The sequence below is a fragment of the Paenibacillus agaridevorans genome (genome assembly GCF_018604145.1).
GTDB lineage: Bacteria > Bacillota > Bacilli > Paenibacillales > Paenibacillaceae > Pristimantibacillus > Pristimantibacillus agaridevorans.
Map to the genome: position 1 here is coordinate 4,306,025 of NZ_CP075889.1, position 26,760 is coordinate 4,332,784.

General features: G+C 48.5%; 19 protein-coding genes. All 19 read right to left on the minus strand.

Annotated elements, in window-relative coordinates; genetic code table 11:
• Nucleotides 1–113: 113 nt before the first annotated feature.
• Entirely contained in the window at nucleotides 114–4,778 is a 4,665-nt protein-coding gene (locus KJW29_RS17945) for a DUF4838 domain-containing protein (protein ID WP_214630823.1), read from the minus strand.
• A gap of 350 nt (nucleotides 4,779–5,128) precedes the next feature.
• Entirely contained in the window at nucleotides 5,129–6,313 is a 1,185-nt protein-coding gene (locus KJW29_RS17950; protein ID WP_214630824.1) for an N-acetylglucosamine-6-phosphate deacetylase, read from the minus strand.
• 16 nt (nucleotides 6,314–6,329) lie between these two features.
• Nucleotides 6,330–7,067 (minus strand): glucosamine-6-phosphate deaminase, encoded by a 738-nt coding sequence (locus KJW29_RS17955; protein ID WP_214630825.1) that lies wholly within the window; start codon nucleotides 7,065–7,067, stop codon nucleotides 6,330–6,332.
• Nucleotides 7,067–8,341, minus strand: a complete 1,275-nt coding sequence (locus tag KJW29_RS17960) for a Gfo/Idh/MocA family protein (RefSeq protein ID WP_214630826.1) — start codon at nucleotides 8,339–8,341, stop codon at nucleotides 7,067–7,069. Before KJW29_RS17960 ends, KJW29_RS17955 begins: the two co-directional genes overlap by 1 nt.
• 34 nt (nucleotides 8,342–8,375) lie before the next feature.
• The gene (locus KJW29_RS17965) at nucleotides 8,376–10,355 is read right to left on the minus strand and encodes an alpha/beta hydrolase family protein (protein WP_214630827.1); all 1,980 of its coding nucleotides are present in this window, start codon (nucleotides 10,353–10,355) and stop codon (nucleotides 8,376–8,378) included.
• Between the two features lie 45 nt (nucleotides 10,356–10,400).
• Nucleotides 10,401–11,630, minus strand: a complete 1,230-nt coding sequence (locus KJW29_RS17970; RefSeq protein ID WP_214630828.1) for a Gfo/Idh/MocA family protein — start codon at nucleotides 11,628–11,630, stop codon at nucleotides 10,401–10,403.
• A gap of 18 nt (nucleotides 11,631–11,648) precedes the next feature.
• Complete coding sequence (locus KJW29_RS17975; RefSeq protein ID WP_214630829.1) at nucleotides 11,649–12,479, minus strand: carbohydrate ABC transporter permease; 831 nt, start codon at nucleotides 12,477–12,479, stop codon at nucleotides 11,649–11,651.
• The gene (locus tag KJW29_RS17980) at nucleotides 12,472–13,353 is read right to left on the minus strand and encodes a carbohydrate ABC transporter permease (protein WP_214630830.1); all 882 of its coding nucleotides are present in this window, start codon (nucleotides 13,351–13,353) and stop codon (nucleotides 12,472–12,474) included. Before KJW29_RS17980 ends, KJW29_RS17975 begins: the two co-directional genes overlap by 8 nt.
• Before the next feature lie 78 nt (nucleotides 13,354–13,431).
• Nucleotides 13,432–14,775, minus strand: coding sequence for an ABC transporter substrate-binding protein (locus tag KJW29_RS17985; protein ID WP_246608766.1), 1,344 nt, complete (start codon nucleotides 14,773–14,775; stop codon nucleotides 13,432–13,434).
• Between the two features lie 283 nt (nucleotides 14,776–15,058).
• A complete protein-coding gene (locus tag KJW29_RS17990; RefSeq protein ID WP_214630831.1) occupies nucleotides 15,059–16,093 on the minus strand; it encodes a LacI family DNA-binding transcriptional regulator in 1,035 nt (344 codons plus the stop codon).
• Between the two features lie 44 nt (nucleotides 16,094–16,137).
• Nucleotides 16,138–17,217, minus strand: a complete 1,080-nt coding sequence (locus tag KJW29_RS17995) for a GNAT family N-acetyltransferase (protein WP_214630832.1) — start codon at nucleotides 17,215–17,217, stop codon at nucleotides 16,138–16,140.
• A 228-nt stretch (nucleotides 17,218–17,445) separates the two neighbouring features.
• Nucleotides 17,446–18,102: an SGNH/GDSL hydrolase family protein gene (locus tag KJW29_RS18000; RefSeq protein ID WP_214630833.1), complete on the minus strand. Its 657-nt coding sequence runs from the start codon at nucleotides 18,100–18,102 to the stop codon at nucleotides 17,446–17,448.
• A gap of 5 nt (nucleotides 18,103–18,107) precedes the next feature.
• Entirely contained in the window at nucleotides 18,108–18,728 is a 621-nt protein-coding gene (locus tag KJW29_RS18005) for an SGNH/GDSL hydrolase family protein (protein ID WP_214630834.1), read from the minus strand.
• A 174-nt stretch (nucleotides 18,729–18,902) separates the two neighbouring features.
• On the minus strand, nucleotides 18,903–19,466 hold the full coding sequence (locus KJW29_RS18010) for an SF0329 family protein (protein ID WP_214630835.1): 564 nt from the start codon (nucleotides 19,464–19,466) through the stop codon (nucleotides 18,903–18,905).
• Nucleotides 19,467–19,695: 229 nt separating this feature from the next.
• Nucleotides 19,696–20,844, minus strand: a complete 1,149-nt coding sequence (gene dgoD, locus KJW29_RS18015) for a galactonate dehydratase (protein ID WP_108994839.1) — start codon at nucleotides 20,842–20,844, stop codon at nucleotides 19,696–19,698.
• Nucleotides 20,834–23,632 carry a glycoside hydrolase family 2 protein gene (locus tag KJW29_RS18020; protein ID WP_214630836.1) on the minus strand — a complete coding sequence of 933 codons (2,799 nt, stop codon included), beginning with the start codon at nucleotides 23,630–23,632 and terminating at the stop codon, nucleotides 20,834–20,836. The genes dgoD and KJW29_RS18020 overlap by 11 nt, the downstream gene beginning before the upstream one ends.
• Nucleotides 23,633–23,649: 17 nt before the next feature.
• The gene (locus KJW29_RS18025; protein WP_246608767.1) at nucleotides 23,650–24,483 is read right to left on the minus strand and encodes a carbohydrate ABC transporter permease; all 834 of its coding nucleotides are present in this window, start codon (nucleotides 24,481–24,483) and stop codon (nucleotides 23,650–23,652) included.
• A gap of 31 nt (nucleotides 24,484–24,514) precedes the next feature.
• Complete coding sequence (locus KJW29_RS18030; protein WP_214630837.1) at nucleotides 24,515–25,393, minus strand: carbohydrate ABC transporter permease; 879 nt, start codon at nucleotides 25,391–25,393, stop codon at nucleotides 24,515–24,517.
• Between the two features lie 71 nt (nucleotides 25,394–25,464).
• Nucleotides 25,465–26,760: an extracellular solute-binding protein gene (locus KJW29_RS18035; RefSeq protein WP_214630838.1), complete on the minus strand. Its 1,296-nt coding sequence runs from the start codon at nucleotides 26,758–26,760 to the stop codon at nucleotides 25,465–25,467.

The following is a 26,760-nucleotide window of genomic DNA, read 5'->3' on the forward strand; positions in this document are numbered from 1 at the left end:
TCTATCGGCAGCGAGGAAGTGCAAATTAGAGGCACACCATAAATAGGACTATGAGAAAAACAGGCTGTCCAGCAGCCAGTTTCCACTGGTTTCTGGACAGCCTTCTCTCGTGATTAAGTATTCCTCACGGTTACGCTCCTGATTGCACTGGAAGTCACCCCGGCATCATTAACAAGCTCCACGCGATACTCATACGTACCGGCTGGCCTGCCATTGATCTGTGTCCGTGCCGTCTGCGCACCTGGCGTTGCCGCAACAAGAGACTGCTCGTCGATCAGCACTCCGTTCTCGTACAAACGATATGCGGTTCCATTCGTTCCCCACCACATATTCATTGTAATCTTGTAATTGCCGTCTCCATCCCAGTTATCATCAGAGAGAACCGGAACACCCGGCGCTGCATCAGTCACTGTGACTGTCAATATATTGCTGGTCGTCACTCCAAAACCGTTGATCAATTCTGAGCGATACACATAGATACCGTTCGCCCGGCCGCTAATAGCGGTTGCCGTTGTTTGCACTCCCGGCGACTGATCGCTCAGTAATTTTGTTTCTATTAATACATCATTCTCATACAAACGGTAAACAACACCGTTGTTTCCCCACCACATATTCATTGTGATGGTATAATCGCCATCGCGAAGCCCTGTATCATGACCATTATTATCGGTCAATGTCGGCTTGCCCGGAGCAGCATTGCTTGCCGCAGTACCGATGACTTCTACCAATACCGCTTCTGCAGTATGCGAGCCATAGGCTGCACCAATGAATGCCGTACCCGCTGTCTTATACAACACAATCCCATCAGAGAGCACTTCAGCAACTGCATGATCTGAACTTGAATACACAACCTCTGTGCTTACATTTTCATCTGTACCGTCACTGTAAATAGCATGAACCGTTATCCGTCCTGAGCCGCCCGCCGGGGCAGACAAGTCCAGACCGCTCAACTCCAGACGAAGCAACTCGGGTTCTTCTTTTGCATTCACAACAACCAGCTCATACGAATCCGTCAATCCTTCATATGTCGCAGTTATCGTCGTTGTTCCCGCAGCCTTAGCCGTAACAACACCGCTCGCGCTTACTTCTGCTATCTTCGGATTGCTGCTTGCATACGTAACACCATTTGTTAAGTCTTCGCTGCTGTCATCACTGTACGCAGCTATCACTTGCAACTGCACAGTCTCAGTGACTTCCAACGAAGCAAGGGGATCAGCAATTTGAATACTTTGCAGTATCGGCTCTCCCTCTTCAACAACGATTTCCAATCTCATATCGTCAAACCATACCGGAGAACCATCATATGCCGGTATGCGGAAGTACAGTTGTAAAATTTCGGTCTGGCTTCGAGGCGTGATTTCTCTTTCATAATACACCCAATCATCGACAGCTCGAACACCCCCTAAATACGTATAGAGAATGGTTTGACCGCTTGTATTCGTCTCCCGTATCCCGAATTGCCCTTGCCCTGACGGACTGTATATCCAGCCGCTAACGCGATATGTTGCACCGGGCACAACTGCGACATTGTTTGATCGGCTCTGCTTTACCACGCTCGAATCCGGTATAAATTTAAACGAATAAGTTCCGCTATGCGCTTTTTCGTCCACGCGTTTGGCACCGGTACTCCCCACTGTCCAGCCAATCGGAATCGTCGGATCGTTGGGATCGCCATTCTCAAAACCCGGATTTCCAATCAGGTTGCTGGTATACTCCGCTTGAAAATCAATCGTTTTTATCGGCACTCCGCCTATCATGATTACCAATGCAGCATCATACCGATCTTCTTCCAATTCCGGAGTAATGGTCAGATTGCCTGAAATGGTCATTTTCTGACCGGCTGGTATCTGAACAGGGTTGTTGAACGCCAATTGCATTCCTTCCGGCACTATACCTTCCAACGAGAGTTCAAGCGGCTGCGTTTCTTTGTTGTGCAAGGTAACCGCAATCGGATGCGCTCCTCTGACACTTACACGTATATCCTTTGAATCCAATTGGACGGCAAGAGATTGGTTTAATATTTTATTGCCATCACTATAGAGGACATCGACAAGCTCGTTCGGGCCCCCCTCTTCCATCCGCTGTTCCAATAGGGCCAAGAATTGAGCTAACTGTTGTATATAAGACGCCAGTTCATTTTGATCATAATGACCTTCCGCCAGATCGAGATGCTGCAGCAGGTCTGACGCCAACACTACTTCATCTTCAGCCAAACGATCGACGAGCGGCCTCAAATCTCCCACGGAAGATGCGGATTGATAAACAACTAAATCATCTAAATGTACAACAACATCTTCCGTATTGCTGACTTGTGTATTGATCAAAATGCTGGTAAGATCGCCGCCATTAAAATACTCCGGCAATTCTTCCAGGAAATTCACAGTCGCCCATGTTCCGGCTGTATCTGCAAAAGCGACTCTGTCCGATCTATATACAAGTTTTTTTCCGGCAGTATTGTAGGCCTCGATAACAATTTGCAGTGTTCCGCCGCTCTCCGAGCCCTCAGGGGTATAGTAACGAACCGAAGACGCCAGCAATCCTGGCGTGACCGGGATCGTCTGATACACCCCACCAGCTTGCGTATTCTCAAAACGCATACTGCTATTTCCCTGCTCATCAGTCACCCTCGTAATTTGCGCGGATTGATGCGGATTCCAAATGTTCCAGGAATCGGGCTTGGTGCCGCCCCACGTAAAAGAAGGATTCATCGACAAGGATGTCACTGAATCAAGCGCCAGCAGCAATCTTGAAAACTCTCTCAGTTTAGGCGTTTCATAACTCTGCAATAGGGATTGCAACGCATTCGTTATCATCCCGCCCTCGGGCTCATACTGCTCAATATATTTCACCAAGTTCCAAAATTCATACGCATTCCATCCCGACCAGCTCTCTCCAACCGGAGTAGCAGGATATCGCAATGCAGGGATCTCTTCGTATTCCGCAAGCAACTCATTACGGCGTTGAACCACGTTCAACCGAAATTCCAACGTCTGCTCCAACTCATCCAATATGTCCAGAGCTTCCTGCTCCGTTGTTGGCATATCTATTTTACCCGGATAGCTCAAAACTGAAATTTCATAGTATTCAAACTGATGAAGCAACTGCTCCGCCCGTAATTTTTGCTGTTCCGTTTCTGCTTTGGCGAGCACCGAGTCAAGTAATTCTCTGCTCCTTCGAATCTCATCTTTCGCCAAAGCAAGATATCCATTCTCATTAAATGATAAGTAAATATAATCCTTGGAAATTTGGAACCAACCGCTATTTACCGCTTTCTCATACCAAAATGTTTCCCATATTTCAAAATATTCTTTTAGATCGGCAGCAGCTTCCTCCCCAACAGCGCGTTCATACCAATGTTCCAAAAGTTCATCTACATCTTGATCCCGATTCCATTGCAATTTTGCAATAATCCATGGCTGAGGTCCGTCTCCCAGTACAGGGTGCATATCCCAATGATGTACCAGAACATTGTTTTGTTCTGCATATTCATACAAATCAGCCAGTAAATGCGGATACACGCGAGGCAATGGGTAGTGGTAACTCAACATATAATCATACCAGCCCAGTTGTGAAGCAACCTCGCCCCACTGATCCATCAGATCCTGTTCTCTTTGCCTGACCTCATCATCCATCCAGGCAAGACGGTCTTTCGTAATGACCGGAATCACTCGTTCGTTCAATTCAAATTGAGGAGGCTCTGCAACTTGATCGTAAGCGTAGACGCCAAACCATTTATCCGGATGTTCGACAAGCACTCGCTCAACCACATCATTAACCCATTTATAATAGATTTCAGACATATGGGTTCTGCCGTAAGAATTTATCCTGTCAGGTCTGTCCGGATGACCGGGCACATCTTCACAATAACCTTGTTTGTCATTGACGGCCAAAGAATACGAGGTTGCTTCCGGATTTCGATCAAAATAAGCGTTAATTCTTTGAACAGCTACGTCCACCGTTCCCGGTACAGTAAAGCAAGGCTGCCAGCCGTGTATCGCTCCCGGTGCCGGAGGAGTATTGTTGGGATAGAACTCCGGATTGGTTTGCCCATATATTTCTACTGGAAACAAAGCATACAGATTATGCCCCAATGCAATGGGTTGTTCCGATACCGTCCTGTTCCGTTCCAGCCACTTCTTGCGAACATCTCCATACTTGCTTGTACTTCCCATATTGATCGTGCGGCGCAAAGTCATGAAAGTGGGTTCATCGCGTACATCTTGCTCGGGAAGCAACACTTCATTTAATTGCGGCACATCTTCCCAGTCCTCAGTGGGCATCAACCAGGTTACTCCCACATAACGTTCAAGGAAGTCAACTACGCCGTTGCGTGTTCCGATTGATGTCGGACCCACAATGGTAAGGGAATCACCGTCCGGGTGGATGAAAAAACCGTCCGGATGCAAATTTTCCAATCCGTCGGCAACATGCTGATCTGCCGGATAAGAGCCGGCGCCAATTTGAATGCGAACGACGGACTCATCATAAGCCGACTCATCAAATTGACCTAGCTTATGCACAGGGAGTTCTACTCCTGTTGACTTAGATAAATATTCGACCAAAGTGTCGGCGGCATCTTGCGTTACGGCATCAGCATCGTCCGCAATAAGAATAACAGCATGAGCTTCACTGTCACTAATAATCACCGTCCCTGCTATCTCTTCCGCATGCACATGCGAACGGCCCATCATTGTAAGCGTTAACAAAATTATGATTAAAGATACAAAGAAAAATAGTATGACAGAAGGCTTCTCTGATACTCTCTTCAAGTTCATCATCTTTTTCCTCCCTGTAATACAATATTGTTACTCTCAAAACACCCATGCGATCCCCTCGGATCAAGTCATATAACTTTCTTTTCCCCTCCCTTGCTCTTTTGGTGGACTGATCATTTGCTCGCAAACATAAAAGAAATCGTTTTCTTTTATGTCAGTACAAACCCACTACTTTAGTTGTCTCCTCCAACCTGCTGAATACCCCTAGTTTGATAGCATATATCCCAATTTTTCAATTCAAAGATATACTCTTCAAACAGAAAGCACTCCGCTATAAGTCCTTTTTGAACAGGGTCTGTTCCACAAGTCAAACTTCCCTTGATATCGAACAGACCCATCGAATAGTTATTCAGTTACCCTGTGAACACCGACTTTCCTGACACGACAGTCTCTCTGACCAAAATCTTACCGCTCTGTTCATCATAATCGAACAACGTTAAATCGGCCGGACTGCCGACTTGCAATCGCCCTGCCTGCTCATCCCGCATCACCTTCGCGGGTCTTAACGTCACAGCTTCGACCGCTTCTGCCAATTCCATATCCGTATAACGAATCGCATTAGCGATACCAGTGTCGAGAGAGGCGGCAGAACCCGCCAAAATATCCGGATTCGCTGCCGTATGCAGCCAGCCGTTCTCATGCAGTACGACTTTACCGCCGATCAGACTGCTGTATTCTCCGGGAGGCATGCCTCCGAACTGTGTGGTGTCGCTCACCAGGATGCTTTTCTCCCGCTTGGCCCTGAGCATGGCCTTCAGCACCGGAGGAACCAGGTGGTGGCCATCCGGAATAAACGCCGCCCATAGCCGATCATCCGCCAATTGATGCCAAATGTAATTCGGATGGCGCGGCAGCATCGGATGCGAACCATTGCCCAAATGCGTACATAACGTCGCTCCGGCACGAACGGCCTCATTCAGTTGTTCAGCCGTTGCCGCCGTATGCCCGATCGCCACGACTACGCCGGAGTCCGCCAAGCGTTCGATGAACGCGGCAGCCCCGGCACGTTCCGGCGCCAAGGTCACCATGCGGATTCGTCCTTCGGCAGCATCCTGCAAACGCCTGAACTCTTCCCAATCCGGGTCCCGGGTATGGAAGCGCGGATGCGCGCCTCTGCTTCCGTCCTCACTGGATATATACGGTCCTTCCATATGAATGCCTCTTATCGAAGCAGCCGCATATTGATTTGTACGGCTATAGTCGGCAATAACCGACATCGCTTGATGCATCCGCTCAAAGCTTCCGGTGATCACAGTAGGCAAGTAAGTGGTCAAGCCTTTGGCATGCAGTGTTCGGGTCACGCCCTCGATATCTTCAAACGTTGTCTGCTCTGCGTTTAGATCATGCCCGCCAAAGCCATTCACTTGCAGATCCGTCCAACCTGCCGAAATCCAAGGCAATGACTGGTGCAACAGCTGCTGGTCTGCCGCCGATGGCGAGGAAGGGGCGGCTAACGGGGTCACCCCCGTAATCACACCGCGCTCCGCCTCAACTTGCACAGCTTCGCCTGTAGTTGTCAGCTTCCCTTGCCATTTCATCTCCATAGCCTCCGCTTCAGCACCACGCATAAATGAGCGAAGAAGACTGTTTATCCAGATACAAGCTCCAATTGGCATGGGTTTTCATAATCGTGGCTGGAGTATTCACGTCAACTTCATTCTTCAACGTGTCTTGAATCGCACGCGCTTTCGATTGACGAGGCACAACCGATATAATATTGCGGCTCTTCAAAATTTGCTGCACCGACATCGAGATGGCTTGCTTCGGCACGTCTTCCATCGTTGCGAACCAGCCTTCGCCAACCTGCTGCATTTTACAAGTGTCCGATAAATCCACCACTTTGAACGGCCGCTCATCCTCAAAGTCTGCCGGCGGATCATTAAACGCAATATGCGCATTCTCTCCAATGCCAATCAACGCCAGATCGACCGGAGCCTTGCTGATTTCCCGGTTCAAGTGGTCAAGCACTTCATTGGTATCCCCTTCGCCATCCACCAGCCAATACGTTCCTATATTTACATGCTGCAAGAAGCGTTCTTTCAAATATTTGCGGAAACTGGCGGGATGCTCTACCGGCAACCCGATATATTCGTCAAGATGGAACATCTCCACCTTCTCCCAGGCGATATCCATTTTCACAACATGCTCCAAAAATTCAAACTGCGATGCTCCCGTCGAAAGCACAATTCTGGCTGTGCCATTCACCGCTATCGCTTCATTGATGATTCTTGCACTCTCGCGAGCTGCCTCCAACCCGGATTGATCTGCTGATTCAAAGATATGAATTTTCACTATAATTGCCCTCCTACATAAAATTCCTCTAGCTGCACCATTCTTTTTTCTACTCTGGAACGTTCTGCGGCAAACGCAATCAGATGACTCTGTACCGATACTTTGGCTGATGTTCGTCCCTCACTCGTCCCCTGACCCGATGCCGCAGCTCGAACAGTTCGCCCAAAGTCCTGTACAAGCCGAGCATCGCCGCCGCCATGACCAACATGTCCATCCGCTTCCTCAAGCTTGATTACATCGGTTCGGTCGGCTCCGAACGTACGAATCTCGATTTCATTCGTTTCCATCGTCGCCCGAATCTCGCCCGTTGTCCCCATCAGTTTGAGCGTGCGGTTGCATTTCTCCGTAAATGCGGTCATCGTAAACACGGCTGTCACTTCATTATCAAATTCCATCGCCACGACTTGATGATCGACGACATCATTGTCGCTTTGGAATACACAACGCCCGAATGGACCTTCTTTCATTGCTTGATACATCGTTTCGAAACGGGGATCGGCACTTGCCGCTTCCGCTTTCCAGCCGCCATTTTCGATCATATACGTATCCGGCGCGTAATAGACGCACGAATCGGCCACCGGGCAACCGTCGATACAATATTTAGGAGCCCCTTCCGGAGCATTCTCTTTGTTGAAATAGGACAGATGTCCATAAGATGAAACGCTCAAACACTTTCCGCCTGCGAACCATTGGATAATATCTGTATCATGACAGGATTTGGCCAGAATCATGGGACTGGAATTGTCCACACGATTGAAATAGCCCCGCACGAAGCTGTGAGCCTGATGCCAATACCCGACATTCTCATTATATTGAATCGACATCAAGCGGCCAATCCGGCCTTCATCCAGCAATTGTTTGATCGTCTGGAAGAAAGGCGCGTAACGCAGCACATGGCAAATAGTCAGAATACGATTATGTTTATCCGCTACACGCTCAAGTTCCACACATTCTTCCCAATCCGGCGACATCGGCTTCTCCAACATGACATGGTAGCCCGCTTCCATCGCCTTGATAGCTGGCACATAATGATCTTTATCTCGCGTGCAAATAAATGCCGCATCCGCTTGCTTGCCGGCAGCAAACAGCTCATCCCACGTTTTGAAGCATCTCTCTTCCGGGATACCAAATGCTTCTTTTGCACGATTGCGCTTAACATCATCCGGTTCGGCCACAGCTACAATCTTCATCTCATGCGATCGCTTGCTGGCATATTCACCGTACCTGATCCCTCTAAGACCCGCTCCGATCAATGCAATTGTAATTGGCTTCATCGAGCTCTCCCCATTTCCTTACCTTATCCTGAACCTATAGCTGATCTATTTGTACGTCATAATATTGCAATATTCCAGGTATAATCACGCTCATTACGTCGCGGTCATCCACTATTCCCTGCGCCAACCAATCAGATAGAGCGATGGATGGCGAGTTGCCGTCTGCCGACAAAGATACTTGGTGAAGTCTTGCATCCAGTTCGGCAGCCAGTTCAGCATATACGCGGAACAAACCTTTTGCGTACAGTTCAATCTGACCGCCGCTGTTGTTGAACAAAGATGCTGCAAAATCCGCTGCCCGAAGCACATCATAAGTACGCAGCGCCGCCAAGCTGTCACCCAGCCAAATCAATTCATCCGTAAACTTATGAAGCATGCCAAAGAATCGGTCATTGGATCGTCCATAAAGCAAGCACGGTTCATGCGGTCCCACGGCAGATACATTAAGAACCAGTACCGTACGCCCCGAAGCACACATCGATTGAATCCAGCTCCACTGCCACTCCAAATTGGCCGTACCGCCCGGCCATAACGCAATTGTGATTGGTGTTGAACAGCCATGCCCATCTGCAACTTCCGCATGCTCACCTGAGCTGAACAAATATCCGCTGTTCATGACTTCCGGCTGCGACCACCATAACGCATACCTGATACACAGACCATCGCGAGACGGCAATTGGACAAAACGAGCGTTCAACTCGCAACGTTCACGGTCAGCCAGCACGGTGCGCTGCAACCATTCTCTGGCCGCACCCTCATTCTCAGCAGAAGCACGGGTCACCGCAAGCCGCGCGGCATGAACTGTGAAGGCATCACTAACCGTTCTGGCATCCGCATATTCCCGATTCGCCTGCCCGTTTGCCGTACACTTCAATTGCTCAGCCGCAAGCGGAGCAAGCTTGCTTCGCTTCATCTCGTTTCGATACAAATTCCGTTCGGCTTCATTACGCCCCAGCAAATGCTCAGCGAAGAAATCCGCCGCCTCTATAGCCAGCATATCTGTGTATTTATGCACGGAGTCATCTTCGGCCAAACGCAATCTTTTCCCGTATCCGAGCATTTCCCAGAACCGGCAGCAACGCTGAACTGTGCGACGTGTTGCTTCAATCGGGAAAAAATCATATTTCACGGCACAGACAAGCAGCGGCTTTGGCGCAAAAGCCAGAAGCAGATCCTCATGATCAAATCCAAGGCCGCTTAGTCCCGGCCATACTTGCTCCGCATCCTGCACACCTCCGGCATGCATATACTGTTGTCTGTTCATAATAAAGGTCGCAGGCGCAGCGGCAGCAATCCGCTCATCACATACCATCATCATCGCCGTCTGCGTCCCGCCCCCGGAATTGCCTGTCACTCCGATTCGCGTATGATCCACATCCGGACGCGACTCCAGGTAGTCCACCGCACGCATCGCATCGTGAATAAAATAACGGGCAACGCTTTGCCCAAGCGCAAGACACTGAACGCCCAGACGCTGATGTTCTGCCGTCCCCCATACCTCTCGCCCTTCTTCATCATGCAGCAATGTCATACGTTCTCCTTGACCAATCGGGTCAACAGCGAAAACGATGAATCCTGCCTGCACCATACGCAAACACACTTCATGGTAAGTGCTATCATGTTTGGCTTCCAAGGAATGACCGCTCAGAAACAAAATAGCGGGCGAGACTTCGGCTCTCTGCGCAGGCAGATACATATTTCCCGTCACATATTCCTTCGGTCTTGATTCGAAGACTATTTTCTCCACGGTATAGCCTTCGGCAACGACTGTATTCACAACAACAGCGTTCAAAGGAGCATCAATGGCAGGCAAGCCGCCAATCGACTTGATGAACGCCTGCTTCATTGCTTGTCGGCGTTCTTCCAAACTCTCGCAGTTATCTATGCGATCCCGCTGCTCATCGCCCGCTTCAAAAGCTTGATCGGCACGCTTATAGATATGTCGCGGCAACTGCTCCTTTGTCCAATACAACGAACACACATAACGTTCAAGCTCCCTGATCTGTTCTGTCATATCCAACGCTCCCGTGCATAGGTAATTGAACCCTGTCGTTTTGTCTTAGTGATGCAACAACCGAAAGTCAGGTACCTGCAACAGTTTTCCTTCCGCAATAGAACGGTTCGCCGTCGCTCCGATCAAGCAAGAATACGCTCCCGCCAAACTGTCCGCTTGTTGACCAAGCGGGTCTTCCACACCGCCTGCGAATATCGCCGCGCGCAGCTTGGCATCGCCGCCGCCATGCCCGCCCATTTGCGCGGACACCTCAATAAGTTCTGAAGTACCATCCAGCTTATAGTGTTTGATTGTGTCGACACCCACCGCGCTCATATTAGCATCACGATATATATTGCCGACTTCCAGCCTCCCCTTGCTTCCATTAATAGTCGCTCTCCACCCCTCATACGGACTGTAGGCTACCAAGGAATAAGTGAGGAATACCCCGTTCTCGTATTGCAAATTGACGCTCATCGTGTCATAAATATCTACACGTTCATCGAACACGCAGCGGTCTCTCCAATAGCCGTCTTCATGCTCGGCTTCTGCGTAATATTTTGTCATGAACGGATCTTGCGTAATATCCTTGTAAAACTCGCAGGTTGCTGTATATTCACACGTCATGCAACGCTCGCCTTTTGGCTGACCTTGATCACCGTATACTTGCAGGGCTCCAAAAGCTTGAAGCTGCTTCGGTCTGCTGTCCACCCACCAGTTGATAATGTCAAAATGATGCGTAGACTTGTGCACCAGCAAGCCGCCGCTGTTCTTCATCTCGGAATGCCATCTTCTGAAATAATCCGCACCATGATCGCGGTCAAGGAACCACTCCAAATGGACATGATGGACCTCGCCAATTGTCCCGCTCATGATTAATTCTTTTATTTTTGAAAAATAAGGCGCAAACCGCAAATTAAATGTCACCGTTACTTTTTTGCCGCTCTTCCGCTCAGCTTCCAGAATGGCCCGCGTCTTTTCTTCATCAATCGTCATCGGCTTCTCGGACACAACGTCGCACCCGGCTTCAAGCGATTCAATAATATATTGATGATGCGTGTAATCTGTAGTAGCAACCACAACGACATCCGGTTTAACTTCACCAAGCATATGATGGAAATCATTATACACAGGCACTCGACCGCACTCTTCGCTTAATAGTCTCGCACGCGTCTGATTGGTATCAAACACACCTTTAAAATCCACATACTCCTGCAATTCCGTGGCCATCGGCTTTGCGAACATATACAGCGACCTTCCGCCCGCACCGACAATCACGTATTTTTTCTTCGTCATGGTGACCCTCTCCTCGTCCTAACCTTTCATACCTGTAGATGCAATTCCTTGCACGAACTGCTTCTGCGCAACCAGATATACAATCAATACCGGCGTTGTCGTAATCACCGCACTGGCCATAAGCAACGCCTGATTCACATTTTCTGATTTCAAATACAAAATCCCCAGCGGCAGCGTATATAACTCTTTCGATTGCAAATAAATAAGCGGTCCCAGCGTATTATTCCAGGCGCCCATGAAAGTAAACACGCCAAGCGCCGCAAGCGCCGGTTTGCATAGCGGCAAATAAATTCTGGCGAATATGCCCGGAGGACTGCAACCATCTATGACAGCCGATTCATAAAGCTCTTTAGGCAGCGCCTTAATGTATTGATGCATCAGGAAAATACCGAATGCACTCGCCAGAAAACTTGGAATAATAAGCGGAGAATAGGTGTTCAGCATACCGAATTGTTTCCAGATAAAATAAGTCGGGATCATGGTCACTTGACCAGGAATCATCAGAGTTGCCAACATAATAGTGAAAATAAGAGAGCGTCCCCTAAACTGAAACATCGCTAAACCGAAAGCAACAATGGCACAGGACAGCAATGCTCCGATCATATCCAGGGTGACAATAATAAAGCTGTTCAGCGTATAACGCCCAAAATTGACTTTATTCCAAACTTCCGCAAAGTTCCCAAAATCAATGGGATTGGGAATAAGCTGCGGCGGCATCGCTGCCACTGCCCCGCTTGTCTTCAACGATGTTGAAACCATCCAGACGAAAGGAAAAAACATGACAATAGCGCCAACTAATAAAAACAGGTAAATTATGATTTTAAGCGGCAGGGGAGTGGTCTTAGTCATAATGCACCCACCTCTTCTCAAAGCTGCGCTGGACTAATGTCACCGCAAGAATGACAAAGAATAGGATCCAGGCCATTGCTGATGCAGGTCCCATCTTGAATAGCACAAACGAGTCTCGATACACAATCAAGTTCGGCACCACACTTTGTTTCGGAAGACCGACTTGAATACTTCCGAATAAACCAAGGAATACATCGAATGCCTGAAATGCAGAAATTGTAGATAGAATAACAACCAGGTAAACCATTGGCGTCACAATCGGAAAGACGATATGAGTCAGTTGCTTCCAGCCGGAGGCGCCATCAATCTGCCCTGCTTCCAATACTTCCTTGGGAACATTCTGCATGCCTGCCAACAATATAATCATCGATTGTCCCAAGCCTTTCCACACGCTTACAAGCGCAACACTGGTAATAACGACAATCCACGAACTACTGTCCAGCCAACGAACAGGATCAATATTCACCAGACCGAGAAACCAGTTAACAACACCATATTGATAGTTAAACATCCAGGCCCAAACAACGCCCCCTGCAAGCCATGGCGTTACGACAGGCATGAAATAAAGTAATCTAAATAGTGCCTTGGCGCGAATCGCCTGATTGAGCAGAAAGGCGATCAGGAACGCAAATAATGTTTGAAGGGGTACGAAAATAAGCGCAAATGCGAATACATTTCGCATAGCAATCCGAAATTCTTCCTTATTAATAATGTTAATCCAGTTCGTTAACCCCACCCACTTGGGAGCATTAAACAAATCGTACTGAGTAAACGAAATATACGCGGAAAAAGCAACCGGAAATATCAGGAATACAACAACATTAATAACAAACGGCAGCGTAAATATATAACCCCAGTAATTTTGTTTACGCATGAAGTACCTGCCTTTCTATACATTGAAAGGTGCTAGTCCTAGCGAGCCAGCACCTTTCAACCATATAAAACTAGTTAATTATTGATTCTCATCCAATACTTGTTGCACACTCTTATGGGCGGATGCCAGAGCATCTTCCACACTTTTGTTTCTGTGTACAATCGCTTCATTCACTTCTTGCTGAACGAGCAATCTCCACTCTGCCCAGCTAGCATTCTCATCCAGTGTTGTACCACCTTCGGACACACCTTCTGTGAACCCTTTCTTATTCAGCGGTTTAGTCGTGCTATTGTCAATCACACTGTAAGCAGATTGTTTTACCGGCAGTGATGCGCCGCTTTCGGCAAGAATGGTTTGCGCTTCATCACCAAGATAGAACTTCAGGAACTGCCATGCCGCTTCTTTGCTGTCATCCGATGCCCGGGAAGAAACCAGCCAGGAATTCGTAACCATCGGCACATAGCGTTTGCCATCTACCGCTTTCGGCACCTTCACAACATCCCAATCCGTATCCGGGAAATTCGTGTTCATAGCCACTTGCTGGCTGTACTGCATCATATACAGGGGTGACTTGCCGGTTGCGAACACTTCCAGCTCGCCGCCATTTGCTTTTATATAATCACCATTCGTAAAATAACCTTCTTCAATGCCTTGACGCAATTGATTCAATCCTTCAAGCGTTTTTGGATCATCAAGCATCGATTTGGTTTTAGTGTCATCAAGAACCATGCCGCCAGCTTGCTTTATCCATGGAAACCAGCCTGTTGTAATAGAAGAACTGCCAATGAAACCAAATTGTTTTGTGTCTTTGCCTTCTTTAACCGTCAGTTGCTTAGCTGCTTCTATCAAATCCGCATATGTCCAGTCATCTGTCGGCAAATCAACACCAGCCGCTTCGAATGCGCTCTTATTGTAAGCAAGCGCTACTGAATTGATGCCGTGAGGAATACCCCACACATTACCTTCCAGTGTCCCCGCCGCGAATAGAGCGTCAATATATTCCGAAGCATCCAGATCACGCTCGATATAAGGCTTCAAATCTTCAGCAACTCCGCGTTTGCCATAACCAAGGATCGTGGCATTCTCTTGAAACCATACATCAGGCATGGTATTCCCTGCGATTTGTGTTGCAATCTTGGATACAAAATCTCCCCATGGCGCTTCTTCAATCTCCACCGTAATATGCGGATGTGTTTCAATGAACTTGTCAATAATCTCTTTCTTCGTAACTTCATAACTGCCCGGCAATCCAATCTTTAACGATAATTGCTTAGGCGGTTCTTCTGACGGAGCAGAGGATTCCCCCCCTGGCGAAGGAGCGCTTGATGGCGCAGTAGTCGAACTACCGCCGCCAGACGAGCATGCCGTGAACACTAACACCAACGCTAACATCATCATCCACAAACCAGTCCTTCTCTTCAAACCATACCAGCTCCCTTTTCGTTTAATGAACCATGTTTAACGTATATTTCAGAAATCGTTACTATGTTTAGAAAAAGATAAAGCAATCGATTTCTATTTGAATTGTATCATGAAATCCCTTACATAGCAATGTTTTTTGAAATAACCGCCTTTTCCTTGCGTATTCTCGGTTAAATATTCGACTCCGCCCTGTGCATTTTAGTAATCGAGTACTTTTTAGAATTGGATTATAGCACACTAATTTCTATAATCCCAATCTAAATGCCCCTTCGCTCTGACGAATTTACTGCCCCTGACATTGACCGACTGAACTTCGTTCCAGCAGTTCAGGCTGCAGAATAATATCGAACGACGGAACGTCTTCCCCATTCATTTTATCAAGCAACATTTTGCAAGCCAGTTTCCCCATCTCATAATCCGGCTGTTTAATTGTTGTTAGTTGCGGATTCATCATCTGGCCAAAGTCAATGCCGTCAAACCCCATCACGGATATATCTTGAGGCACTCGAATATTTCGTTCCGACAATTCATTAATGACGCCGAATGCCATCATATCGTTACAAGCAAATATCGCTGTCGGCGGATTCGGAGCATCCAGCAGCTTTCTCGTCAAGAGCTTGCCGGTATCGAATTCAGACAACGCATCATCCGAGAAATTTGTCTTCGACTCCTCCAGCATAGGAGTTAGTCCTTCTGCCTTCATGGCCTCCATGTAACCATTCGATATACTTTTGCGGCTGGGACGGTCTAGCTTCGAGGTCACATAACCGATCTGTTTATGTCCTTTCGATAGAAGATGCTTCGTCGCCAAATATCCGCCTTTCTGATAATCGAATTCGATTTGACTGATCCGATCTTCTTCAATCTTTTGATCAATTGCTATGACTTGAACACCGGCTTTGATCATACTTTTGAGCTGGGATTTATCGCTGGAGATCGAAGATATAATAAGCCCCTTAATTTGTTTCTCCATAATGGTTTGGATATACTCATCCTCCAATAAGGGATCATGAAGCGAATTGCAGGCGATGACAGTAAAATTATTGTTCCGGGCGATCTCCTCGATTCCGAACAAAACCGACGAGTAGAACGGATTCATGATGGAAGGAACAATAACCCCAATTGTCGTACTTCTGCTTCCTTTCAGCTGCCTGCCAAGCAGATTGGGAACATAATTCATTTCCTTGGCAAGGAATAGTATGCGCTCACGCTTTATTTTGCTAACCGGATAACTGCTATTGCTGAGCACTCGCGACACCGTCGCCGATGAGACATTCGCCGCTTTGGCTATATCATGTATTGTTGTTGGCTTACTCATGATACCCTCCGTTAGAATCAATATTTGATGACATGAAATGTCCCCTACACATAATTTAGTCCTACCGTGTATGGGAACGGCAATGGCAATCCAGTTATTCCCGCTCCATCGGCGGCAGGCATGTTGAACAAAGCTTGAATACGCTGCTCATCATCGAGCAATTCGAGCTGTCTTGTCAGTTCCGCGGCCGATCCTCCTCTATCTCTCAAATAAGGATCCAATTGAGCGCATAATTGCTCTAGATTGACCAGATGAACCAAACCCGAATTCGGCAGAGACTCGCCGGGAATGGTGGTTAGGCATTCCTGCAGTTCGTTCTCATACCAATTCACTTGAAGTTGCAGCCGCTTCACTTCCTCCGTTGCGATAACATGAGCATAAATAGCGAAAAACGCCTCAACGTCGCCAGCCCACTCTACTACAAATGACGGACGCTCTGATTCCTTGCTGTTGCCTGGCACGGCAATTACAGCAAAAGCCGCCGCGTTCCCCTCGCTCTCCGCGACCCAAACCTGATGGTGAAACTTCATATTACTTGCATAAGCTTCGCTATGGATCAACACGGCCAAATCTGTCAAGCTTTGCTCATAGCGGCTGGACCTTGACCTTGCCAATTCGGTCAGTCGAAACCAATCCGTCGGCTGCAGATTTCTCACGTGAATTCCGGAAACGGCGCTCTGACCATTCCGAGCAGGCATATGGCTTGCATCCAGCACATATCGTTTCATGCTGCCGAATGAATAACATGCGGCACGCGCATAAATGGAACGATGACCCGACACCAGAATAAGCGACGCCCCTGATGCATGGGCGTGCTCAATGACGGCTGACATCAACCGGCTCGCGTAGCCTCTTCCTCTTGCTTCCTCATGCGTGCATACCGCTCCAACAGAATAGATATGCAATCTTGCTTTCTCAATCTGTATAATAGCTGGAACAAATCCCATAAAAGCGACCAGCTTGTCTTCTTCGAACACACCGAATGACTGTCCCAGGCTTGGTGAGAAAATAGCGGGATAGGCCGTTCCCATCGAAACCTGTCCATTATTGCGAAACACATGATCGGCCAATTGTATCGCCTCTTCTAACTCAGCAGCACCTTGCAGCAAACATATGGTTGCCATGTCTGTTCCTCCTAGATACGCTTCTACAGCTTCCTTGATTATAGCAATAGAAATCGCACGAAAGCAATCGTTTTCTGTTTTGTTTCTATTGAATGCGGACAACTCACCCATTCGGCATTTGTGATTCGCTACATTTTTTTAGACAAGCAAAAATATCCTCCTAGGTCTGACCGAGGAGGATTTATTCATGGACGTTTTTTCGAATGAACTCGATCAGAAGTAACCGGCTCAACCTTCCCAAGAGTAACCTAAAGCTTGAAGCCATGCACGGGCAATAATCATATGACCGATTTGTGTAGGATGCACCCGATCCGAGGCGATTTCCAACGAATAATGGTGCTCCAAATATTGATCGAAGGCCTGCTGCACATCAACAAATATTGCATTATGACGCTGAGCGACCCTCTTGGCCGCTTTTCCATAGTTGTCCGTCATCTCGCGAAGTCGATCGCTGCTATTTTGTTCTATAAAGAATGGCGTCATTAGGATCACGCCTTCCACCTTGCTTTGTTTGGCGGAGGCAATCAAATCATCCAGGGTATTTTCATACTCTTCTATTGAGATATGCATCTCGCGCAAGTGGCGGCGATTGAAATATCGCATAACATCGTTAATCCCAATCATAACGGACAGCCAATTCGGAGATAAATCCAATACGTCGGTTTGCCAGCGCTGTTGTAACTCACGAACAGTATTACCGCTCACCCCCATGTTGACGATACGGATTTCATGCAAGGGATATGTAGCTTCTATTAATGCATTAATGAGGGAAACATAACCATGACCCAAAGTGTCGCCTTTGCCTTCGCCTATCGGTCTTGCTCTGTCGCAATCCGTAATCGAATCGCCAATCATTACTAGCTTGGAACGTTGAGGGATAATCATAGCGGTTAATCTCCTTCTTTTAAATGCGAGTCTAGAAAACCGGCAATATATGCCGCTTGAAGCCGTCTGACTTCTTCCGTGAAATGCACATGATCGTTATAAGCAGATTCACCGAAGATGCGCGAGAACCGATATAAATCCAGGATGGGTACATCGCGTTGTCCAAAAACCTGATCGGCAATTTCGTTGTAAGCAACTACATCCCGGTGGTATCGGAAAAAAAGCTGACTCCGCTCATTATGAATCCGGTCCACTACATCCGTCGTTCGAACCCATACGGTTTCCTTCGCCATTCTGATTGATAAAGCAAGTATCTCTTCCAGATTCGTTCGATACTGTTCAGCCGTTATTTGGATGGAGCGAGTACTCATATCCGTCTTGATATCATGCAGCCCGCAATTGAGTAACAAGAGATCATAACGAGTCCCCTTCTCATCTTCCTTCTGCAAATATTCCAGAACTAGCGAGCTGTCTCCCCCGTTCGCTCCTGCCGGTCGATCCAGATCGGCAAGCGCTTCTTGTTCGCCTCTTTTGCGGTCATAGCGATATGCGCCTTCAACCATCCATTTTAAATGAGGACCATACTGAATGGATATACTGTCTCCAATAACAAACAAAGATCGCATGTAAAACCCCTTTCTATTTTTCGTTATTGCGTCAGTAAATATCGCTACGACGCCTATTGATAAATAGTATAGCTAGAAACGACAAGAAAAGTAATCGATTTCTCAAATAGATTATCACAAAATGCTTTCTTTTACACACTTTTTTTCGAGACCTGTCCATTATTGCGAAACATATCAATTGAGCCGCAGCTCATAAAAAAACTGCACAACAGGATGTTTGAGCTTCATCTTTTCGGCCATGTTCAATAGTCGTTTTTTGCCAACGCGTCTGTCCACCAAAGCTAATATATTGGGCAAGATATCCTTGCTCTCCAAGCTTTTTTCTATAGGACTGGATAAAAATGTATTGGCCGCAACGATAAAATTGGATTTGCTTAATGTTGTCTGCGCCAACAAAATTTCCTTGGCGTAATTTGTTATTTTTCTATTTCTCGCAATGACGATCAGGCGATCCTCGGGAACTCCTCCCTTGGTCTCCATTCTGACTGCTTCAATTTCTTCATTGCTAACAGGTATTTGAATATCCGGATCATTTTTAATTTCCAGCTCCGTCTTATACCATTTGATCAAGCTCGTTGCATCCGTCATATTAAATACATTCTTTTTATCGACTGCAATATAACAAAGCCCTGCTTTGTCAGGTAAATAACGGTAGCTGGTCGAACGGTATTCGACCCTTCCGCTTAACGCAGGACTAAGAAAACTATCCAGGTTTTGTTTCAATTTGCTCCAGGACATAGGCTCCTCCTTGTTCTACATGCAATACTCTACAGATAGGTCGCACTTTCACTTTACCAAACAAAGCGGTTTTTTACTATTTTGCAATGTAGTCGTCAACAGAAAAAGCGTCCGCTTACTGATAGAATCAGTAGCGAACGCTTCCGTCCGTGCGATTGCTGCAAACCGCAGCATTATAGGACATACATAACGAGATGTACATGCCGGCACAGCTCTGCCGGCGGACAGTTTACCACTCTGCCACAGTGCCGTCCGCATTGCGCCATAACGGATTTTTCCAGTCATGGCCAATCTGGGCCATCTCTCTTACCTTCTCTTCATTCACTTCAATTCCGAGTCCCGGGCCTTGCGGTATCTTAACAAAACCGTTTTCGTATCCGAACACTTTCGGGTCTTTCAAATAGTCGAGCAGGTCGCTTCCCTGGTTATAATGAATACCCAGGCTCTGTTCCTGGATAAAAGCATTCGGGGAACATGCGTCGACATGCAGGCAAGCAGCCAAAGCAATCGGTCCGAGCGGACAATGCGGCGCGAGAGCAACATCGTATGCTTCAGCCATCGCCGCAATTTTGCGAGTCTCCAGAATTCCTCCGGCATGGGAAACATCCGGCTGGATAATATCGACGATCCCTTGCTGCAGCAGCTCCTTGAAGCCCCAACGCGTATACATGCGCTCGCCTGTCGCAATGGGAGCAGATGTGTATCTGGCAATCTCCTTCAGCGCTTCGTTGTTCTCGGGCAACACCGGCTCCTCGATAAACATCGGACGCAGAGGTTCCAGCTCCTTGGCGAGAATCTTTGCCATCGCTTTGTGCACGCGTCCATGGAAGTCGATGCCTATGCCGAATTGCGGGCCGCCTACTTCGCGAACCGTATATAAGCGATCCAGAACCGCCTGCACTTTGTCGAAGGAATCGATGTAATGCAATTCTTCCGTACCGTTCATCTTTACTGCGGTGAAACCTGCATCAATCTGCTTCTGGGCCGCTTCTCTAACGTCGCTTGGACGGTCTCCCCCAATCCAGTTGTAGACGCGGATGCTGTCCCGACAGGAACCGCCGAGCAGATCATACACAGGTGCATTGTAAAATTTGCCCTTGATATCCCACAAGGCTTGCTCGATGCCCGAGATGGCGCTCGTAAGGATGGGTCCTCCGCGATAGAAGCCGCCTCTGTACATGACTTGCCACAGATCTTCAATCCGCATGGGATCCTGTCCGATCAGATAGGAGCTGAGTTCTTCGACGGCAGCGCGAACCGTATCCGCACGACCTTCGACGACAGGCTCGCCCCAACCGACTAGTCCGTCATCCGTTGTCATCTTGAGGAAGAGCCAACGGGGAGGAACTTTAAATAATTCGATCGATTTAATTTTCATAAGGAGTCCCATCCTTTGCAATATGAAGTAGACGATTGACAATCATTGTAGCCATCGGCTCATGTCCATAACGTTCGATCAACTTCCAGGTCACGACCGTCACATAACCTTTGCCGAGCGGATGGCGTACGATCGAACCTCCGTTTTGTCCGAGCCATCCCTGGAAATAGCCGGATATAACTTCCCCGGCTTCCGCGGTGCCCGGATTGCCAAACATATTAACCGTCCGTTTTACGCCTACCTTCTTATAATCGCCGAACGGAAGCACGTAGTCCGGATACAAACCTTCCAGCTCCCAGCCCATCTCGGGCAGCAGCGGCAGTCCATCGAAGCAACGGGAATCCACGTAATTCATGGAGGATGCTCTCGGCCAGCTCTCGCCGGGAGCGAGCTGCCTGAAGGTAAACGGGCCAGACGCCTTAAGGCCGTCTCCCTTCTCGGCAAGGAACAGCACGCTGCCGCCCTGGCGCGCAAAGCTCTCCGCTTCCTTGTCCAGGCAGTCCGTTACCATAACAGCCTCGTTCGTTAGGGTACCGGTAGCGGCCGTCCCCCATCGGTTGGCTTCCAACGCTTCCTGGAAACCCGCATTTAACCCGTGAATCGCCACGGCGGACTCCCGATCGGCGTTTACTAGCTGCTTCGGAGTGAAGGTCAGTTCGTATTCGTTGCGGGCCACGCAGCTTCCTTCGACGATCCATTCCAGCACCAGACGCTCCGCGAGTACCTCCTTGCTCTCAGGCACGGTAAACGTAATCGCGCCGGGAAGCTGCTTCCATACGTCGTCGACCTCTACTTGCACCGTGCCTTGCATAGCGCTGTTCGCCAAGGACCACTTGACCTCGCCGGACATCCGTTTTCCGTCGTCGTTAGTCAGCACCAGCTCCCAAGAGACTTGTTCGCCCGACCATAGATTCGCACGCTCCACCTCGGCAAATACGCAGCAGGCGCCATTAAAGTCGATCAGGCGATCGAAACCTTCCTTAGGTTGACGCAGGAAATCCAGCCATCCGTTCGTTTCCCACTCGATGTCGGTAAATTCGGTGACAACGTAGCCGCCGATGGCAGGACGCTTCCGCATCTCCTCGATTAACGACTTGACCGCGCGGAACATGCGGCGCTGCGAATGAACGGCTAAAGTTTCGAAATCGCCGAAGGCGCTTGCCAAGCCGAACTTGTCCATATTGTCCAGAGCCGTCGTAGGTTTCTTATAGTCGTCCTGATGGGTCTCTTCGCCCTGATTGATAAACCACCAAGGTTCGTTGCCGTCATAAAAGTCTTTCAACCGCTCCACGCTCGGCAGTCCCCAGACGCCGAATTCGGATACAATGATCGGCTCCCCCTGGGACCGATACGGCGCTACAAAGTTTTTATCCGGGTTGCCGATCAACAGCTCATCCAGATCCTCTCTCCACTCATCCAACTGCTCGGGGCAGGCAAAGTAGCGGTGATGATCATTGATGTCCGTCTTGATATGCGTCCATCCGCTGTTATCGCAGATCAGGCGGGTAGGATCCCATTCCTTCATCCAATCGTAAAGCTCCGCGACATGCTGCTGCTTCTCGACATCAAATTCCAGATCCCACTCCAGGCCCCATTCTTCGTTATAAATGGACCATATAATAATAGAAGGATGATTGTAATCCCGTTTTAGCATCGCTTCGATCTCCGACACAAATCGGGTTCTCGCCGCTTCGGTCCACTTTACAAAGTTCGGCGGCTCCGCCCAAATGAGCATGCCTAGCCGATCCGCCCAATACAAGTACTCCGGGATTTCTACTTTGATATGTTTGCGCAATAAATTGAAGCCCATCTGCTTGGCCAGCTCAATCTCCTTGCGTATCTCATCAACGGAACCTGCCGTGTAGATGGAATCGGGATAAAAAGCTTGATCCAGCGCCCCCCGAATATAGACAGGTTGGTTATTGACATAAATGCGGCCGTCTCTTTGCTCTACCTTGCGCATGCCAAAGATCGAAACAAACCGGTCAATGACGCCGCCCGCATCCGATAAGCAAACTTCGATCTCGTATAAATGCGGCGCTTCCGTCGACCAGAGGAGCATCCCGGGAACCGGCTTGTCCCAATGAACTTGAATCGACCGGTTAAGCCCCTCGGAGCGGATTTCGCCCAGTTCGCCCAACTCGCCGCTGTAGCTGGCCGCCTCGAATGTGTTCTCTTCCCCCAGCGCATGAGGGCGAATCGTATAGTCAAGCTTCAAGTCATGCCCGCCGAAGACAAGCAGCTCTGCCCGCAATCCCAGCTTCATGCCGTCCAGATCAGGCGTGACCAACACGCTTTCTACGTAGGAGGATGCACGCTCTTCCACCTTTACCGACTGCCATATTCCGCTCACCCGGGTGTACCAGCTGCCTTGCTTGCCAATCGGAATCTCCGCATTATCCTTCGGATCGAATACGCTCAAAACGACCTGGTTTTCCTCTTGCATCAACCCGGTAGGAATGGAGAATTCGAACGGCGTAAAGCCGCCCTCATGTTCGCCGATATAGGCTCCGTTCCACCATACCGCGCAGCGGTAGTCTACCGCGTCAAAGCAGATGTAATGCTGCTTGCCGCTGTCGCGGCCGGGCAAGCTGATCGTCTTGCGGTACCAGGCCACGCCGTGGTAGCCGACCAGCTCTCCGCCTTCCCGCTGCCAGATATGAGGAACGGTTACCTTCCTCGCCTCGTTCCATGGCTGTTCATTGTCGTACCAGCTTTCCCTCTCTCCCGCTTGAAGCGGATCGATCAGGAATTGCCATTCTCCATCCAAACTCCAACTTTGTCTCATTTCTCTCTCTCCTCGCCTTACTTAATTCCGGTCATCGTGATGCCCTTAATGATGTGCTTCTGGAATAGAATAAACGCAAGGATAGCCGGCAGGCTGGCAAGCACATTGGCTGCCATCGGTATAATTAATTCCGCCGTATAAGCGCTTTGGAATGTAGGAATTCCAACAGGCAGCGTCATCATCTTCTCTTCCGTTACAGCCAGGAACGGCCACAGGTAATTGTTCCAGGAGGTGACGAAGGTAAATATCGCCAAGGCCGCCATGGAGGATCGGGACAGCGGGAGGAATAAGCTCCAGTAGATCCGCAGCAGTCCTGCTCCATCGATTTTCGCCGCTTCCACCAGGTCCTTCGGAATTCCGTCATAAAACTGTTTTAGAATAAATACGCCCAAAGGTGCCGCCAAGCTGGGCAGAATTAACGCAGGGTAGGAATTGATAAGATTAAGGTCGACCATAATTTGGAATAGCGGTATGATTTTCGCTTCTATCGGAACCATTAGTCCCATTAGAACCAGCCAGAAAATCAGTTGTTTGCCTATAAAACGTATCCGTGACAACGCAAAAGCCGCCAGGGAATTGATCAGCAGCGTAAGCACGGTTACGACAAGAGCGACCAGCGTGCTGTTTAAAGTCCAACTCCAGACAGATGCATTCCCTAACACGTATTTGTAGTTGTCCAGTGTAAACGGCGCTTTAAACAACTCGCTCATCACCGTGACCGCACTGCCGGCAGGTTTAACGGCCGTAACAATCATCCACACCAGGGGGGCCAGCCATATAACGGCCAGTCCGAAGCCGAGCACATAGAGGATCAGACGGCCGATGCTCATTCTGCGCAAGCTGTTAGTCATCAGGTATCCCTCCTTCTTCATTCATCTGCGGCTAATCTTTATTAGTAAAAAACTTAAACTGAATTAAAGCAAATATGATGGTGACTACAAAGAGAACATAGGACATGGCGGAGGCTGTGCCCATATCGCGTTCGATAAAACCTTTTTCGTATATATATTGCACGAGCGTTCTCGTCGATGTTCCAGGCCCGCCCTTGGTCATCAGATACGTCTGTCCAAAGAGCTTAAATGAAGATATCGTCTGTAAAACAACGGTAAGCAGCATCACATTTTTCAGCGACGGCAATGTGATGGACACCAATTGTCTCCAGGCTCCCGCACCGTCGATTCTTGCCGCCTCGTACAGATCCTCCGGAATTTCCTGAAGGCCCGCGAGGAACAGAACCATATTAAAGCCTACCGTCCACCATACCGTAGCGATAAGAATGGATATCCATGCGAGCGTAGGCTCATCCAGCCAAAAGATTTCCGACACCACGCCCATTTTATGAAGAAAGGTATTAAGCAACCCCGTATACGGTTGTAGAATAAACACCCAAATACTCGAAATAACCGAAATCGACAATACAAAAGGCAAGAAATATACCGACCTGAGAAACGTCGTGCCCTTCAGGTTCGCATTTACGATCAAGGCAAGGCTTAGTCCGACAATAATGAGCGTCGGGGTCGAAATCAGAACAAAGTAGAACGTATTCCAGAGCGCCTCCCAAAAATACTTGTCGCGTATCATCTCCGCGTAATTGGACAAGCCTGTAAAGGTGGATTCCATCGAGATCGAGACCTTATGAAAGCTGGTCACAAATCCTCTCACAATCGGATACAGCATAAACATCGAATAGATAATCAAAAAGGGGAGTAGAAACAAGTAACCCGCAATGTTTTCGCCCTTCGATCCCAGTCGTAATTTCATTTCGGCGAAACCTCCTCTCAAAAGCAGAGTGCCTGGATCATCACCCAGACACCCTACTAGTCAACCTTGCATTATTTGGCAAGCAGTTCGTTGATTTCCTTCTCGGCGCGTTCAAGAGTCTCTTCCGGCGTCGCCTGTCCGTTCATCATGACATTCAGATGTTTTTTAAAGATATCTTGTACGGCCGTAATCTTAGGGGAGTTCGGCATATAGCTGACATAATCGGCAATTTCAACATAATCGCTCCTGTATTTCAGCGCTTTAAATTCATCCGAGTTCACTACCGCAGGTTTACTTGGCACATGGCCGGCTTGCGCCCACACGCCCGCGTTGGAAGCGACCCAATCCGCAAACTTCAGCGCCGCTGCCTGTTTCGCGGCATCCTGGCTCTTCTGGTTAGGAAGGACGAAGGTATGCGAATCGCCCCATGTCGCTTTCCGTTCGAATAGCTGAGGAATAGGCAGCGCGATAAACTTGAGGTTCTCGTTCTGCTCCATCGATCCTGTCATCCAGCCGCCGTTAAACATAAGCGCGCCCTTGTTGGCCGTAAAGATTTCGCCGCCGTTTTTCGTGTTTTTTGGCCACAGGTCTTCATTTACCATTTGGTTCATGTAGACAAGCGCTTGTTTCCCTTGTTCATTGTTAAATGCAGCCGTCTTGGCATCATCGCTCAAGAGCTTGCCGTTCATCTGGGAATACAATGTCCACCAGATACGCAGCGGAGAGTCGCCGTTCGAAGTTGCAGCTACCGGGAATACGCCTTCCGGCAGTTTGCCTTTAAGATCTTGCAGCGTCTTCATAAATCCTTCTTGTCCGCCTTCAAGCTCCAGCTTGCCTTCGGCGTTTACAAGGCCTGCCTCTTGTACCAATGTCTCGTTGGCATACAGAATCAATGCGTGAGTATCCAGCGGCACGGCATAATTTTTGCCGTCGAGCACAGTTGCGTTCAAGATGTTCTCGCTGTAGGTGCTCCAGTCAATGCCGGCTTCTTTGGCAACATCGCCAATCTCATGGATCAAGCCGCCCTCCGTCAACTCCGACAATTTGGAAGCATGCGCGATCGCGATGTCGGGAGCCTGATTCGAGACGATGCTCGTTTGAAGCTTGGTGTAATATTCTTCAGCCTTCAAGTTCAAAATTTCCACTTGAATGTCTTCGTGGCTGCTATTGAATTTGGTAACAAGCTCCTTCATAAAGTCGCCATCCCCGCCGCTAAATGGAGCCCAATATTTAAGCTCCACTGGAGCTGCTGCCGGCGCTTGTGTGGAACCGCCTTCATTTGGGGCTTTCTCAGCCTCTTTACCGCAACCCGCCAATGTTCCCGCTATTAATACAGAACTCAAAACCAAAGCGCTTAACTTTTTCAT